Here is a 17,441-nt window from a genome sequence, read left to right on the forward strand (position 1 = left end):
CCACCACCTTTGAAAGGTTGTTTGAGTTTAAACAGACAGTTCGATTATTTACGATTCAATTGTTTGAATTTCGTATGGATCGATGAAGCCAAACCCTTTATCTCTTAAGCCGGTGATAATATCAGGTAAAGCTTCTTTCGTCCATTCTCGGTCATGCATCAGAAGGTTGGAACCATTCCCTAATAGCTCTGTTTCCAACATGATTTCAGTTAGCGCCTCTTTTTCCATATAGTCTGCTTTAAAGTCATAACCAAATGACCAGTTCATCAACAGCATGCCCTCTTCTTTGACAAGCTTCTTCGCGTAATCTGTATTTGCACCATGTGGAGCTCTGAAAAACAGTGGGCGTTCTCCAATAATTTCTTCAATCTTATCGCTTAGTGGAATAATTTGTTCTCGCTGTTCTTCTTCTGTTAATTCCTTTAAATTCTTATGATCATACGTATGGTTACCGATCGGGAAACCCATTTCGTGAATCTGTTTTAACGCTTTTTTCTCTTCCTCAGATTCAATAAAGTGACCATTGACAAAGAAAATTGCTGGAACGTCCATCTCCGTTAAAATCTCAGCCATTTCAACTGCATGTTCATCAGGTGCATCATCGATTGTCATCAAAACCACTTGCTCGTCCGCATCATCGATTGGATCAAAGCCAAATATGTCGTTCATTTTATATTTGGGTGTTTTTTCTTTTTCTTCTGTATCGTTAGTTTGTTCTTCTTTTACTTGGTCATCCTCATTTTCATCAGCAGAGTCGTCCGCTTCTTCGACTTCTGTTTCTTCTTCTTTTGCTGTTTCTTCTTTTTCTGTTTCTTCCGCGGATTGCTCTGTATCTTCTGATGCGTCCTGTTCTGTTTCAGATTGATGATCATTAGGTGCTGCTTCGTCATTTGTTTGACAGCCTACAACGAATAATAAAATAAGTAGTATTCCAATGGTGTATTTCGTTTTCAATGGTTGTCCTCCTATTTATGTAATAACTTCATTATAACTCGATATTTCTTTTCTTGAAACAGTTATTTTTTTGTTGAATGGTTATTTTATAAACAAGAGGGTAAAAGTAAAAGAACGCTAGTAAATGAAATTTCCTTGATTGTCATTTGAATTTTTGTTTCAATAGATTATGTCCTTATGATAATGTGCGTTTTCTCGTCCAATAGGAGGTTTTTTAACATGGGAAAAAAGGTTACTAAAGTTTTTTATATTTCTTTATTAATAGCACTTATATTTATTGTTTGGGGGATTATTCCTTCAAGTATCCTACCGACTTGGAACTTAAATAACATTACGACTAATATTCAAGGTTTTATTGTAGATAAGTTCGGTTGGTTTTACTTACTTTCAGCAACTTCATTCCTGATCTTTGCTATTTTCTTAGTTGTCTCGAAATATGGGAATATCAAATTAGGAAAAGAAGCAGACAAACCAGAATACAACTATTTAACCTGGTTCGGAATGTTATTCAGTGCAGGAATGGGAATTGGGCTTGTATTTTGGGGAGCTGCGGAACCTATCTCGCATTTCAACATGCCTCCTTATGCAACCGCGAATGAAACGGAAGCAGCGAAAACTGCATTACGGTATTCATTTTTCCACTGGGGACTACATCCTTGGGGGATTTATGCAATTTTAGCTATGGCACTAGCCTACTTTCAATTCAGAAAAGATGAACCAGGATTGATCAGCACAACGTTAAAACCATTATTTGGGGATAGAATGAATGGGCCATATGGTACAATCGTCAACGTGATTGCTGTCTTTGCGACAGTATTCGGTGTTGCAACTTCTCTTGGTCTAGGTGCACAACAAATAGCCAGTGGATTAGGATTCATTATACCTGGAATCAGTAACACAATTGTCGTTCAATTGATTATCATTGCAGTAGTTACTGTTTTATTCATGATATCAGCAGCGACTGGATTGAATAAAGGTATTCGGATTTTAAGTACAACGAATATTATTATTGCATTCTTGTTGATGTTTTTCTTGTTGTTCGCTGGACCAACTAATTTCATCATGAATTTCTTTACAACTTCATTAGGCGGTTACGTTCAGAACTTACCGTCCATGAGCTTTAGAACAACACCTTTCAATTCTGAAAACGCAGTATGGCTACAAGATTGGACGATGTTCTATTGGGCATGGTGGATCGCATGGGCACCTTTCGTCGGAATGTTCATAGCCCGCGTCTCTCGTGGACGTACAGTTAGAGAATTTGTCATAGGTGTACTATTAGTACCTACCATCTTCGGTGCATTGTGGTTCGCTGTTTTCGGCGGATCAGCTATTTCTCTGGAATACCACCAAGGGATGGATATTATGTCAGTGGTTAATGATCAAGGAGCTGAGATTGCATTATTCACGGTCCTTGAGAACTACCCATTGTCATTTATAACATCGCTACTGGCGATTTTATTGATTAGTACTTTTTTCATTACTTCTGCCGATTCAGCAACATTCGTATTAGGCATGCAAACGACGGGCGGTAGTCTCAACCCAAATGTTCGAGTAAAACTTGCTTGGGGATTGGTACAGTCAGCAACTGCTGCCGTGTTGCTATGGCAAGGTGGATTAGGCGCATTGCAAACAGCGTCAATTTTAGCCGCCTTTCCATTCGTGTTCATCTTGCTGATGGTTATCTTCTCATTGGTTAAAGAATTCAGAGAAGAAGCAAGGAATGCTCCTCTCAAGAGACGAAGAAGAAACGAACCGGTTGAGTGATTGTAATATCTTAAGCAATAGAAAGTTGAATAAAAGAATCAGCTAAACAACCCCGAACTAAGCGATAAATTACTGGAGCTTAGTTCGGGGTTGTTTTCTTCATGAAACACTTTGGTTTAATTAATGACACCTTCAAGGTAACCGTTGTGTAAATTATATCTGGGGCTTTTCATGAATTCTGAAGAAGCGTCTCAATCGCTTTTTCGACTTCTGGTATAGCTGAGGCTTTTACGGTTTTGTAAAACTCATATAAATTCTCTTTGATCGCGTTTAAGTACTCTAGCCCTATCTTGCGTATCTCTTTATGTCTCATTTAATACCAGCGATCGCCACCGAAACTTACGCTAAGTTGTGTATTAGAATCTTTATATTTTTCAAAGAAAAAACACACCGATCAGCGAACCGGATAGGTTCAACTGAATCGGTGTGTTTTAATTTCTCACCTATTCATTATTTCATTGTATGAATTGGCATGCCGATTGCAAGGTCGCCTGCTTCCATAACCGTCTCACCAAGTGTTGGGTGAGCATGGATCGTCAATGCTAAGTCTTCAGCTGTCATACCAGCCTCCACAGCAAGTCCTAATTCTGCAATTAGATCACTTGCACTTGGACCAGCAACTTGAGCACCAATGACTAATCCGTCTGATTTACGCGTAATTAATTTCACGAAACCATCCGTATCATTTAGACTTAATGCACGGCCATTGGCTGCAAATGGGAATTTGGAAACTTTAACATCATAGCCTGCTTCTTTTGCGTCGCTCTCATTGTATCCAACGCTTGCAAGCTCTGGATCTGAGAAAACGACAAGTGGCATGGATAGATAATCGATTTCTGATTTCTCTCCACTAATCGCCTCAGCAGCGATTTTACCTTCATAAGAAGCTTTGTGAGCTAATGGTGGTCCGTCAACAATGTCACCAATCGCATAAATGGTATCTAGATTCGTACGTCCTTGTTTATCCACTTTAATTAAGCCTTTATCATCCATTTCCACGCCAACTTCTTCAAGTCCAATTTCATCCGTGTTTGGACGACGGCCGACTGTTACCAATAGGTAATCAGCTTCTATTGTTTTTTCTTCGCCTTTTACTTCATAGGTTACTTTTACACCATTATCGGTTTCTTCAACGCCTTGAGCCATAGCTTCTGTAACAATATCAACGCCTTTTCCTTTCAGACGTTTTTTCACTAATTGGGTCATTTGTTTCTCGAAACCGCCCAAGATATCTTTTGTACCTTCAAGGATAGTTACTTCTGTACCAAAGCTTGCGTACGCGCCACCAAGTTCAGTACCGATATAACCTCCACCGATTACAACCATTTTTCCTGGAACTTCTTTTAAGTCCAATGCACCTGTAGAGTCTAACACGCGCTCAGAATAAGGGAATGGTTTTAATTCAACCGGTCTAGATCCTGTTGCTAAAATACAATTTTTGAACTTATACGTTTGCGACTGCTTTTCGTCCATGATTTTGGCTGTATTTTGATCAACAAAATAAGCTTCACCTTTAACGATATCTACTTTATTCGCTTTTAATAAGCTTTCAACACCGCCGGTTAATTTGTTAACAACCTGGCCTTTCCACTCTTGGACTTTGTCCCAATTGACAGATACCTTTTCTGCAACAATTCCCATGTCATCAGAACCAGACGCTTGTTCATAACGATGACCTGCTGAAATTAATGCTTTAGATGGAATACAACCTACGTTCAAACAAACGCCGCCTAGGTTGCCCTTATCTACAATGGTTACTTTTTGTCCCATTTGTGCAGCTCGGATTGCTGCAACGTAACCGCCGGGTCCAGCACCGACGATTAGCGTATCTACTTCTTCTGGAAAATCTCCTACTACCATAATCAACCCTCCATCATAATTAGTTGTGGATCATTCAATAATCGTTTTACATGATTCATCGCATATTGTGCTGTTGCACCGTCAACCATGCGATGATCAAAGCTTAGAGATAATGCCAATACAGGTGCTACAACAACTTCTCCGTCGCGAACAACTGGTTTCTCGCTGATTCGACCAATACCTAAAATACCCATTTCCGGATGATTGATGACAGGAGTGAACCACTGTCCACCTGCAGATCCGATATTCGTGATCGAACAAGAAGCACCTTTCATCTCCCCTGGAGAAAGTTTACCATCACGCGCTTTTGTTGCCAACTCATTTATTTCAGCAGAGATATCAAACATGGATTTGCGATCTGCATCTTTTACGACCGGTACAAGTAGTCCACGGTCTGTATCAGCAGCAATTCCAATATTGTAATAATGCTTATAAATAAGTTCTTCTGTTTCATCGTCGAAGGAAGCATTCAAGATCGGATACTTCTTCAATGTTGAAACTAGAGCTTTTACGACATATGGTAAATAAGTTAGTTTAATGTCTTGCTCTTCTGCAATTGCTTTGAATTTCTTACGGTGTTCTACCATAGCGGTAACATCCACGTCATCCATCAATGTAACATGTGGTGCTGTACGTTTGGAGTTCACCATTGCATTTGCAATTGTACGGCGAATACCGCTGATTTTCTCTCTTGTTTCAGGGTATTGACCTTCCGTTGTTTGCGGTGCCGTTTGTTGCTCTGCAGTTTCTTCCGTCTGCTGGACATCTTCAGTAGGTTGATCCCCACTTAAGAATTGGTCAATATCATCTTTTAAGATTCGACCATTTTTACCTGAACCACTAACTTGCTGAATATTTACGTCATTGTCTCGTGCATATTTACGGACAGAAGGCATCGCAATGACCCGTTTGTTTTCGTCAACAGACTTTTCGCTCGCTTCTGTTTGTTTACGATCCGCTGTTTGCTCTTCTTTCGGTTCTTCTTTCTTTTCTTCCGTTTGTTCTTCTTGTTTCGGTTCTTCTTCTTTTGATGATTCTTCTTCCGAGTCGTCTTCATACCCTTCTGCATCGAAGGTTATGATGACCGTACCAACGGTCGTTACTTCGCCTTCATCAACAAAGATTTTTTTGACTGTCCCATCAACCGGAGATGGGATCTCAACAACTGCCTTGTCGTTTTGAACCTCGGCTAAGACATCATCTTCGCTTACTTGGTCGCCTTCTTTCACAAACCACTTGGCAATTTCACCTTCATGGATTCCTTCACCAATATCAGGAAGTTTAAATTCAAAGGCCAAGATAATCCCTCCTATTCATTATCAATTTCAATTAAAAGTTCATGGATTCTTTTACTTTTTCTTTAATGTCTTGATGATCAGGTAACCATACTTCTTCCGCTTGGGAGAATGGATATACTGTATCTGGAGCAGTCACTCGAAAAACAGGTGCTTCTAAATGCAAAATCGCACGCTCTTGAATTTCAGCAACAATTCCAGCTGCCACTCCTGCTTGACGCTGAGCTTCTTGAACAACGACTGCACGGTTTGTTTTCTTAACGGATTCTAGAATTGTGTCAATATCAATTGGGCTCACCGTACGAAGGTCAATGACTTCACAGCTGATTCCTTCTTCTTCTAATTCTTCCGCTGCCTTAATGGACGAATGAACCATCGCACCGTATGCAACTAACGTCATATCGGTACCTTTTCTTACAACGTTCGCTTTGTCTAAATCGATCGTATATTCGTCTTCAGGAACTTCTTCACGGAAAGAACGATATAACTTCATGTGCTCCAAGAAAATAACAGGGTCGTTATTTCGAATCGAAGAAATCAATAACCCTTTTGCATCATATGGACCTGATGGAATAACGACACGAAGACCCGGTGCTTGAGTCATAAAACCTTCTAAGCTATCTGCGTGAAGTTCTGGTGTGTGAACACCACCACCAAAAGGTGAACGGATTGTAATTGGCGCATGCCATCTACCTCCGGAACGGTAACGCATACGAGCAGATTGACCTACCACTGCATCCATAGCTTCGAAAACGAAGCCGAAGAACTGAATTTCCGGAACTGGTCGGTAACCTTGTGTCGACAAACCGACAGACATGCCGATGATTCCTGATTCAGCCAATGGCGTGTCAAAAACTCTTTCTTCTCCAAACTCATCCTGTAAGCCTTCAGTCGCACGGAAAACACCACCATTTTGGCCAACATCCTCACCAAAAACGAGCACATTGTCATCGTTTTTCAACTCTGTGCGTAAGGCATCTGTTATTGCTTGAATCATAGTCATTTCAGCCATTGTTTACTTCGACTCCTTTTCTTTATATTCTTCCATTTGCTCTTTCAAATTAACTGGAAGTTCTTCATGCATAATGGAAATTAACTCCGTAACGGATTGTTTTTCTTGTTTATCCGCTTTCTTGATCGCTGTTTTTATCTCTTCTTTCGCTTTTTCCATAACTTCATTTTCTTTTTCTTCAGACCATAGTCCTTTATCTTCCAAGAACTTACGGAAACGGACAATTGGATCTTTCTTCTCCCATTCGCTATCCATATCTTCTGTACGGTAGCGTGTAGGGTCATCCCCCGCCATTGTGTGTGGACCATAACGATACGTCAATGTTTCGATTAATGTCGGACCATCACCATTCACAGCACGTTCACGAGCTTCTTGTACTACTTTATAAACAGCTAAAACATCCATACCATCGACTAGGAAGCCAGGGATTCCCATAGCTACTGATTTCTGAGCAATTGTTTTCGCTGCTGATTGTTTTTCAACTGGAACAGAAATAGCGAATCGGTTATTTTGTACGATAAATATCGCTGGTGCCTGGTAAGCTCCGGCAAAGTTTACACCTTCATAGAAGTCACCTTGCGATGCACCGCCATCACCTGTATAAGTAATGGCAACATTTTTCTTGCCACGACGTTTCATTCCGAGTGCCACACCTGCAGCCTGTGTAATTTGTGCACCGATAATGATTTGTGGACTCAATGCTTGAACATCTTCAGGCATTTGGTTCCCATGATAATGACCACGAGAAAACAAGAAAGCTTGATACAACGGAAGCCCCTGCCAAATCAACTGTGGAACGTCACGATATCCCGGAAGGATAAAATCATCTTGCTCCAAAGCAAACTGACTACCTAATTGAGAAGCTTCTTGCCCTGCTGTCGGTGCATAGAAACCCAATCTTCCTTGTCTGTTCAACGCAATTGAACGTTGATCCAAAACTCTCGTATAAACCATACGTCGCATTAATTCTACCAAATCATCATCAGATAAATCCGGCATTGCATCCTCATTCACAATTTTCCCATCTTCATTCAAGATTTGAATCATCTCAAATTTTTCTTCGATGCCTTCTACTGGACTTTTAAAAACCACACCAGTCACCTCTTCCTTTCCTTATATTCTTACCATAGTTTGGCTAACGTTCCTCATACTAAACTTCATCTTTTATATTTACCCTTAAGCTCGGGCATTTAATCAAACAAACTGTTTCATGAAAAAGATAAAATTTAGTGATACAAGGTTCTATAGAGTAGTTTATAACATAAAGGGAACACTCGTCAATTGTATTTGCTTACCAAGCAACCAGTCAGTTTTCTGAATTTTTATATGAGTTGAAATACGTTCATCTGTTATAGTAATAAACTGAGTCTGTAATATAACAGACTGGCTAAATTCATGTAAAACAGATTGATCGATCAGCAATTTCAATGGCAGTGATGAAGAAGTCAGTGAACTAAAGTGGTATCAGTTGCGCGTGTCTTATTCGAATTGCGATTCATATGAAAGTGGAGTTGGGAAATATTTGAGTTGAGCGGCATGGAGGGTAATCATTAGCGGAACAGTTGTAAGTATTATTTCGGGGGATGAAGACAGACAGATGCGGCCTGTCTTTAATTAATCGCTTTTAAAAAGAAAGAGCGATCTTGCGAGTAATTAGGTACTGAACTCGATAGGTTTAAGGAGTGGTTTTAATTAAACGTGGCGGGCGAAAATAGTACCCTACCTGCGAATAGAAGCGTTCTAATCATGGATAGCCGACGAAATAATGCCCTACCCACGATCAGAGTTAATTAAAACGAAAGCGTTAATAACGCCTAAGAATAGGCTGCCAACATGCACTTGTCCTATCTTCTTTTGTTAGAAGTTGGGATAAAAACAAAAGCCCGAACGACTATATCTAAATCGTTCGGGCTTTTGTTTGAATAATACTCATTGATAATTTCATGCATTTCACGGACATGGCAAGATTTATTGCACAGAATTTCACAAAGTGCGTGGCAGGCAAGTTTCCCTACAGAGCGTGTACGCTTTTAGTGAAAGAACGTTTGCATTGATTTGTTATTTAAATAATTGGCTTTAAGATCATCATTTTGTTTTTGTCTTAGCCGTGATCATTCCGACTCTTCTTCATATTGAACATCTAATTCAATTGTTTCGTAAAACTGTTTTTTAAGTTCATTGAACTCGTTGGTCAGTTCATTAAATTCCTCTTGATGAGTCGCAATCTCTTCATACTTTTGATTAATTTCATTTACTTGCTCGTCTAATGTTTCTTTATCCAACTCTTCATCCATCAGTAAATCATATAGCTTTTGATCACTTTTAATGGATGATAAATAAGTTTCATGGAGTTCGGCAAATGACTTATAACGGTTTTCCATTACCTCGACCATCTCATTTGCTTGGTTTTTTGCCTCTTCGCTCTCCAGTTCCTCGACTAAAGGAATCATTTCATCAAACTCTTCTTTTCCTGCTTTGATACTTTCCATTTCATTTTCCATAATCTCTTTTCGATCTTGGGAGAGTTTTTTCGCCTTCTCTGCTTTGTCTTTTACTTGGTCAATCTCTTCCATATTAATCTCTATCATTTGTTCATATAACTTACTTTCTTCTTTTTCAACTTCCACAAGATCTTTTTGTGCTTCGTGAAAATCCTTTTCTTTTTTGACGGCTTCTTCCAAATGATTATAAATCTCTTCTTTTGTTTGATCACTACTGTTACAGGCTGCAAGTGTGATACCCAAAACCATTATGCTTATGATTGTTAATAATCTCTTCATGTATGTGTCTCTTCCTTCCTGTCTATCTATCAAATTCTTTTTAGCCATTATAACATAAAGCAATTCATTTTTTGAGATACATTTTATTATGAATCCGATAAATATATGATAAAATATGTAAAGGATGAATTAAACGGTATTTTCAATATTTAATTGTATCATTCATATATATATAGAGCACCAAGCAAGGAGATGAATCGTATGCTCACCATGAAAGATATTGTTCGGGAGGGTCATGAGTCCCTGCGAATAAAAGCTGATCAAGTCGAACTTCCAGCTTCAGAGGAAGATAAAACACTTTTAACGAAAATGTTGCAGTTCATTAAAAATAGTCAAGATGAAGAAATGATTGAAAAGTATAATTTGAGAAGCGGAGTTGGTCTAGCAGCTCCTCAGCTTGGCATATCCAAAAGAATGATGGCTGTTCATTTCACTGATCATCATGAACGAACTTATAGCTATGGATTATTCAATCCAAGAATCATCAGTCATTCAGTAGAAGAAACCTACCTCCCAGGTGGAGAAGGTTGTTTAAGTGTAGACAGAGATGTGCCAGGTATTGTTCCTCGTTATGCAAGAATAACAGTGAAAGCAACAACACTTGAAGGTGAAGAAGTAAAATTACGTCTTAAAGGATATGCTGCAGTTGTTTTTCAACACGAAATCGACCATTTAAACGGTGTCATGTTCTATGATCATATTGATGAAAACGATCCGATGACACCACCAGAAAATGCAGTATCTGTTGATGATCTATAGGTCGTACACTGATTCGTCTAAATACTTTTTCTGAAACAATCGATTATATTGTTTCAATTGTGATACGGGAAAGTATATAATGGAAATAATAAGTGGATAATAACGACAGGAAAATGTAATGTAGTGTTCTCTTTTCTCAGCGAATCGTTTTTTGGATTTACGTCATACATTAAGGAGCGTATGTCGCCATGTTAAAGCGTTTACGAGAAAAATTGAGAAAACGTTTAAAAAAGTTGCTTCGAGACAAAAAGACACTTGGGGCTTAAACATTCTGATCAACTATATGCAGCAAACCTTTTGAAAAACAATTTATCCATAATGCTATCATCTAGCATTTAAATATTGCTTTTACGGATAGGTAAACAACGTAGGAAACAATTAACTAGGAGGAAAAAAATGATTTTTAAAGTATTATTTCAGGAGCACGCAGAAGAAGCTCCTGTACGTGAAGAAACACAAACAATGTATATTGAAGCAGATAGCGTGAAGAAAGTCCGTGAAAAACTCGCTGATCGAAACATCAATATTGAACACATCCTTGAATTAAATGAAGCACATTTAGCTTATGAGCAAAAATCCGAAGACTTCAAAGTGGAGAATATCTAGCTTATGAAATTTGTCAAAAATGATCAAGTAGCTATCTTCGCTTTGGGGGGATTAGGTGAAATCGGAAAAAATACGTACGGCGTTCAATTCCAAGATGAAATTATTTTGATTGATGCCGGTATCAAATTCCCTGAAGACGAACTTTTGGGAATTGATTATGTCATTCCTGATTACACTTATCTCATCCAAAACCAAGATAAAATCAAAGGATTGTTCATCACTCACGGACACGAAGACCACATCGGAGGCATTCCATATTTATTACGTGAAATCAATGTTCCAATTTATGCTGGAAAGCTTGCGATCGGTCTTATCAAAAACAAACTAGAAGAACACAAATTATTAAGGAATGCGAAGCTACATTCTGTTGAAGAAGAAGATGTCATTAAGTTCAGAAAAACAGCTGTAAGCTTCTTTAGAACGACACACAGTATCCCGGATTCACTCGGAATTGTTGTCAAGACACCACCAGGAAACATCGTACAAACCGGTGATTTCAAATTTGATTTCACTCCAGTTGGAGAACCAGCCAACTTGACGAAAATGGCTGAAATTGGAGCAGAAGGTGTTTTATGCCTAATGTCTGACAGTACAAACAGTGAAGTTCCTGGATTCACACTTTCTGAGAGTGTTGTCGGCGAAAGCATACGGGATATCTTTAACAAGGTAGACGGAAGAATAATCTTTGCAACGTTTGCTTCCAATATTTATCGTCTACAGCAAGTCGTTCAATCTGCGGTTGAAAATGATCGTAAGATTGCCGTATTCGGACGCAGTATGGAAAATGCCATTCGTCTTGGACAGGAACTAAATTATATTAATGCTCCTGACGATACGTTTATCGAGCCGAATAAAATTAATCAAATGCCTAACGATGAACTTGTTATACTCTGTACGGGTTCTCAAGGTGAGCAAATGGCTGCTCTTTCAAGAATCGCCAATGGTACACATCGTCACATCCAAATCCACCCAGATGATACAGTTGTTTTATCATCATCACCGATTCCCGGGAATGCCATTAGCATTAACCGCAATATCAATAAACTCTACCGGGCAGGAGCAAATGTGATTCATGGTTCTTTAAATGATATCCATACATCCGGACACGGTGGACAAGAAGAACAAAAATTAATGTTACGGTTGATGAAGCCTAAGTACTTCATGCCAATTCACGGTGAACACCGTATGCTTGTTGAACACACAAAACTTGCAGAACAAACAGGTGTACCACGTGAAAATTCATTTGTTATGGATATTGGTGACGTGCTGGCCATTGGTAAAAAAGATGTGAGCGTTGCAGGAAAAATCCCTGCAGGTTCTGTTTATGTCGATGGCAGTGGTATTGGTGACATTGGAAATATCGTACTGAGAGACCGTCGCATACTATCTGAAGAAGGTTTAGTGATTGTCGTCGTCAGTATCAATATGAAAGAGCATAAAATTGCTTCAGGTCCAGACATCATCTCAAGAGGATTTGTCTACATGCGTGAATCTGAAGATCTTATTAAAGAAGCGCAAGGCTTGGTTGCAACACATCTTGAAAAAGTTATGGAAAGAAAAACGACACAATGGTCAGAAATCAAGAATGAGATTACTGATACGATTCAGCCATTCTTATTCGATCGTACTAAGCGTCGTCCAATGATTTTACCGATCATTATGGAAGTTTAATTTTTTACCTATCCGAAAGCAATTTAATAAATGAAATAAAAAAATCACCAATTACGCTTTATGCGTGATGGGTGATTTTTTATCACTTTTGAAGTTCGTTTTGAAGTCGATATCCATCTTTCATCGACATTTGTCTTATGTACCTGTTGAAAAAAGGGAGTTTTCGGTTTAAGCCTCCCTTCCTACTCTTCTATAACTAACTTTTTCTCGAATCGAGAGATATCTTTATCCGATCCAATGACAATCAGAATATCGCCATGTTTTAATACTTCATCTGCCATCGGTGACACATTTACGTCCTTACCTCTTTTAATCGCAACAATATTACATCCAAACCGTGCACGAACATCCAATTGTTGAATCGTTTTTTGATCCATTTTACTACCGACTTTCACTTCTACAACACTATATTCATCAGAAAGTTCAATGTAATCTAAAATATTACTGGATACGATACTATGCGCAATTCTTTTACCCATATCACGCTCCGGGTGGACAACATGATCAGCGCCAATTTTGTTTAATATCTTCTCATGATAATCATTTTGTGCTTTAACAGTGATGCGTTTAATACCTAATTCTTCTAAAATAAGCGTTGTTAATATACTGGCATGCACATTATCTCCAATGGCAACAATCACATGATCAATGTTTTTAAAACCAAGATCGATTAATGTCTGTTCATCCATCGAATCACCGATGACGGCATGTGCAGCTATATCTTTAAATTCATTTACGCGATCTTCATCACGGTCGAGTGCTAATACTTCAAAGCCTTCTCGCGCTAACTCCAAACAAACACTTCCGCCAAAACGGCCGAGTCCGATTACCCCATATAACTTTTTCATCGGAATTCCTCCTTCAATCTATCAAGGATATCATACCATAATTTGATCATCAGAAAATAGTAGACCACTTAATCAATTGATTAAGTGGCCGTCTATTTATAGCTGATCAAGCATTTGAAATTGCGATTTGACTAAGTGATAATATTCACCTTGTATATTCATTAATTCCTGATGACTTCCACGTTCGAGAATTTTACCGTTTTCTAGAACAATGATCTGATCGGCATCTCGAATCGTTGAAAGCCTGTGAGCGATAATAATGGATGTTCTACCTTCTAATAAGCGTTTCAAAGCTTCTTGGATTTTCATTTCCGTTTCTGTATCAATACTGGCAGTAGCCTCATCGAGAATGATTATTTTTGGATCAGCCAACAATGCTCTTGCAAACGAAAGCAACTGTCTTTCACCTGCTGATAAAATATTCCCTCGCTCTTCTACTTCTGTTCCATATCCATCTGATAATCTCTGAATGAATTCATCTGCCCCAACGACTTTGGCCGCTTCAATAACTTCTTCATCAGAAGCCGTTGGTCGACCAAAACGGATGTTTTCCATAATTGTCCCCGAAAAAATGAAGGTATCTTGCAACACGACACTGATGCGCTGTCTGACATCGTCTAGTTTGACGTCACGCAAATCATTTCCATCGATTTTAACAGAACCTTTTGTAGGATCATAAAAGCGATTGATCAAATTGGCGATCGTTGACTTTCCGGATCCTGTATGACCGACTAATGCGACTGCTTCACCCGGTTTCATTTCCAGGGAAATTTCATGTAGTGCAACCCGATCTTCATCATATGAGAACTGGACATGATCGAATTCGATATGACCCTCGATATCTTCCAATCGTTTAGCATCTTCTTTTTCTACAACGTTTGGCTGCTCATCTAAAAATTCAAAGATTCGTTCAGAGGCAGACATCGCCATTAGTAACTGGTTATACATTTGTCCCAATCGGGAAATTGGCTCCCAAAACATTCCGATGAAAAATCCAAAAATGACAAATGTACCAACATCGATTGTTCCATTAATGATCAAATAAGAACCAAAAGCGACTAATATGACTGTTCCAAACGCATTACTCATTTCTACGAATGGACGGAACATTGCACTTTTGCGTGTTGCAGTTCGCCATGAGTCGAAATTATCCGTATTCACTCCATCAAAATATTCAGTATTTGCCCGTTCTTGTCCGAATGACTGCGTAATACGGATACCTTGTATACTTTCATTCAAATGAGAGTTCAAACGGGATTGCTGGATCCGTACATCTTGCCAAGATTTACGGATGTTTTTTCGCAGTTTAGTCGAAATATAAAACATAATTGGTATAATCACCATGACTGCCAGAGCTAACTGTGGACTCAGCACAACCAATATAACGATGATGCTGATTAACATGGTAACGTCCATTAACAAATTGATAATTCCATTCGTAAACAGCTCTTGTAAAGAATTTATGTCATTCATGATTCGCACGATAATACTACCTGCTGACCGATTATCGAAGAATCGATTCGATAATCTCTGTACATGGGAAAATAAATGCTTCCTTAGATCATAAATGATATTCTGTCCTAGAATGTTGACATATTTAATACGTACAGCATTGCCAATATAACTTAAAAGATAGAGTATTGAAATCCCTACCACCAACTGAATCAACAAGTTAACGTCCTGGTTGGCAACGGCTATATCGATTGCCACACGACCGATTAAGATTGGAACAATTAATCGAACTGCGGTTGAGACGAGCATTGCAATGATTGCAATCGGTAAAACGGTTTTAGCATATGGTTTTAAAAACTGAAGCAAACGTAACATCTGCTTCCAGTTGAATGGCTTATCGACTGCCACATCGATCGTATAATGAAATCTCTTTAAATGTGGACTTTTTTCTTTAGTTGCTGTCGCCATGCGAGCACCCTCCTTTAAGCATGTTTTTGGTTTGCCATGATGGCTTCTTCATCTTGGTACTGGATATCATAAATACGTTGATAAGCTCCTTTGTTCTGGAGTAGAAAATCGTGTTTTCCTCGCTCGGCGATTTCTCCGTTCTCAAGAACTAAAATCTCATCTGCGTGTTTCAATGATGAAATACGGTGAGCAATTATAAATGTCGTTCGCCCTTCCATCACTTCTTTCAACGCTTTTTGGATCTTAAATTCTGTTTGCATATCAACAGCCGAAGTAGCGTCATCAAGAACAAGAATACTCGGGTTAATCAAAATTGCACGCCCAATGGATATGCGTTGCTTTTGACCGCCAGAAAGTCCCATTCCTCTTTCGCCTAATAATGTGTCATATCCATTGGGCATTTCCATGATGAAATCGTGTGCTTGTGCTCGCGTGGCAGCATCAACAATCTCTTCCATGGTTGCTTCTGGATTTCCATAAGCAATATTGTCTTTGATCGTTGTTGAAAATAAAAATGGTTCTTGTAAAACAAAACCGATATTTTTACGTAATTGAGTTAATGGGTATTCTTGGACAGGTTTCCCATCAATTAACACCTGACCTTCTTCAGGTTCGTAAAAGCGTGTAATCAACTGGGTGATACTTGTTTTTCCGGCACCTGTTCCGCCTATTAACCCAATCACTTTACCTGGAGGAGCATCAAAGCTTATATTTTTTAAGGCTTGATCATCATCTTCAGCGTACGTCAAGGTGACATCTGTAAATGTGACATGACCTTGTATGCGATCAACCTGTTCGGTTGGTTGGTCCTCAATTTCTAGATCTGATTCTAAAATCTCCAATAATCTTTCACCAGATGCTTTTGCTTGTGAAAATTGGTTTACGACGAATCCTAAATTCATTAATGGTCCAAGAATATACCAAACTAAGCTGAAAAATGCGATTAATCGGCCAACAGATAAGTCTCCTTGAATCACTAAAAAACCACCAAAGGCCAGCAATGCAACGACACACACATTTCCGATAAACTCCATTAAAGGAAAGTATCTTGACCATATCTTTGCTGTGTCTAAATAGTGTTGTCGGTAATTCTCGCCCTTCTCTGAAAAACGTCCGATTTCAAAATCTTCGCGGGACAACGATTTAACTGTATTCATTCCGGAAATATTTTCTTGGACACGAGTGTTCATTCGACCAAATGACTTACGGATCCCACGGAAAGCGGGATGAACACGTCGATCGAACTTATAGACAACGATTGCAAGGAAGGGCATAGCAGCCATCGTCACCAAAGCCAATGGGATTGAATAAAAGAACATAACACCTAAACTAACGGTAATTAACAAGAAGATCCTCAACAATTCAGAAAAGCCGAATGATAAGAAAAAACGAAAACCTTCAACATCTGCCGTCAAACGTGACATGAGATCTCCTGTTTTTGCATTATCGTAATACTTAAATGAGAGCCGTTGTAACTTTTTATACATTTCATCGCGAACGGCATAAACGGATGAAATGCCAAACAAATCACCTAAATATTGGTTGAAATAAGTTGCGATTGATTTCACAGCCATCAAACCAACAAAAATAAGCGCAATGTAAGGAACAAGATAAAACCGTTCCTTGCCAACGACATCATCAATCGTAATCTGGAGAACGATTGGATAAATGACGGTAATGCCCGCCACGAATACAAGTGAAACAATCGAAAAAATAAAATACCACCGATAAGGCCAATAAAACTGCTTCAATTTCTTGAAAACTTCCATGATGATCCCCTCACTTCTATAAATACCTTTGCCTTATTAATATATCGGGTTCCGAAATAAATTTCCACCCTTTTGTCATAATTTATTTAAAAATTATTATTTTCACCCAAATTAATTAATTTACTTTTTCGTTTGAAGATATAAGTTTAAGGGTATATAGTGTTGTTGCTTAGTGTATTTCGTTGAATACATAGACGAAG

13 protein-coding genes are annotated in these 17,441 nt (G+C 38.7%); 4 read left to right on the forward strand and 9 right to left on the reverse strand.

Translation table 11 applies throughout. From position 1 onward, the window contains the following. Positions 1-48: 48 nt before the first annotated feature. Entirely contained in the window at positions 49-954 is a 906-nt protein-coding gene (locus FPQ10_RS02665) for a polysaccharide deacetylase family protein (protein ID WP_144159810.1), read from the reverse strand. A 219-nt stretch (positions 955-1,173) separates the two neighbouring features. Between FPQ10_RS02665 and FPQ10_RS02670 the strand changes: the two genes are divergently transcribed. After that, entirely contained in the window at positions 1,174-2,721 is a 1,548-nt protein-coding gene (locus FPQ10_RS02670) for a glycine betaine uptake BCCT transporter (RefSeq protein ID WP_144159813.1), read from the forward strand. A gap of 450 nt (positions 2,722-3,171) precedes the next feature. Here FPQ10_RS02670 and lpdA read toward each other — a convergent pair whose 3' ends face one another. From lpdA to FPQ10_RS02695, 5 genes are all read right to left on the reverse strand, one after another. After that, positions 3,172-4,581, reverse strand: a complete 1,410-nt coding sequence (lpdA, locus tag FPQ10_RS02675) for a dihydrolipoyl dehydrogenase (protein WP_144159816.1) — start codon at positions 4,579-4,581, stop codon at positions 3,172-3,174. Positions 4,582-4,583: 2 nt separating this feature from the next. Beyond that, positions 4,584-5,879: a dihydrolipoamide acetyltransferase family protein gene (locus tag FPQ10_RS02680; protein ID WP_144159819.1), complete on the reverse strand. Its 1,296-nt coding sequence runs from the start codon at positions 5,877-5,879 to the stop codon at positions 4,584-4,586. Positions 5,880-5,910: 31 nt separating this feature from the next. After that, a complete protein-coding gene (locus FPQ10_RS02685; RefSeq protein WP_144159822.1) occupies positions 5,911-6,888 on the reverse strand; it encodes an alpha-ketoacid dehydrogenase subunit beta in 978 nt (325 codons plus the stop codon). 3 nt (positions 6,889-6,891) lie between these two features. Then, positions 6,892-7,935, reverse strand: a complete 1,044-nt coding sequence (pdhA, locus tag FPQ10_RS02690; protein WP_144160189.1) for a pyruvate dehydrogenase (acetyl-transferring) E1 component subunit alpha — start codon at positions 7,933-7,935, stop codon at positions 6,892-6,894. A gap of 1,064 nt (positions 7,936-8,999) precedes the next feature. Beyond that, a complete protein-coding gene (locus FPQ10_RS02695) occupies positions 9,000-9,668 on the reverse strand; it encodes a YkyA family protein (RefSeq protein ID WP_186278507.1) in 669 nt (222 codons plus the stop codon). Between the two features lie 201 nt (positions 9,669-9,869). Here FPQ10_RS02695 and def point away from each other — a divergent pair, with 201 nt between their 5' ends. From def to rnjA, 3 genes are all read left to right on the forward strand, one after another. Next, a complete protein-coding gene (gene def / locus FPQ10_RS02700; RefSeq protein WP_144159828.1) occupies positions 9,870-10,427 on the forward strand; it encodes a peptide deformylase in 558 nt (185 codons plus the stop codon). A 396-nt stretch (positions 10,428-10,823) separates the two neighbouring features. Further along, the gene (locus FPQ10_RS02705) at positions 10,824-11,033 is read left to right on the forward strand and encodes a DNA-dependent RNA polymerase subunit epsilon (protein WP_144159831.1); all 210 of its coding nucleotides are present in this window, start codon (positions 10,824-10,826) and stop codon (positions 11,031-11,033) included. A 3-nt stretch (positions 11,034-11,036) separates the two neighbouring features. Beyond that, positions 11,037-12,704 (forward strand): ribonuclease J1, encoded by a 1,668-nt coding sequence (gene rnjA, locus FPQ10_RS02710; RefSeq protein WP_144159834.1) that lies wholly within the window; start codon positions 11,037-11,039, stop codon positions 12,702-12,704. Between the two features lie 182 nt (positions 12,705-12,886). Here the strand turns inward: rnjA and FPQ10_RS02715 are convergent, their stop codons facing one another. The 3 genes from FPQ10_RS02715 to FPQ10_RS02725 form a co-directional block, all read right to left on the reverse strand. Next, a complete protein-coding gene (locus FPQ10_RS02715; RefSeq protein ID WP_144159837.1) occupies positions 12,887-13,552 on the reverse strand; it encodes a potassium channel family protein in 666 nt (221 codons plus the stop codon). A gap of 96 nt (positions 13,553-13,648) precedes the next feature. Next, on the reverse strand, positions 13,649-15,472 hold the full coding sequence (locus FPQ10_RS02720; RefSeq protein ID WP_144159840.1) for an ABC transporter ATP-binding protein: 1,824 nt from the start codon (positions 15,470-15,472) through the stop codon (positions 13,649-13,651). 14 nt (positions 15,473-15,486) lie between these two features. Beyond that, positions 15,487-17,241, reverse strand: coding sequence for an ABC transporter ATP-binding protein (locus tag FPQ10_RS02725; RefSeq protein WP_144159843.1), 1,755 nt, complete (start codon positions 17,239-17,241; stop codon positions 15,487-15,489). Positions 17,242-17,441: the final 200 nt, after the last annotated feature.

The sequence above is a fragment of the Allobacillus sp. SKP2-8 genome (assembly GCF_007559355.1).
In the GTDB taxonomy this organism is placed as follows: domain Bacteria; phylum Bacillota; class Bacilli; order Bacillales; family Alkalibacillaceae; genus Allobacillus; species Allobacillus halotolerans.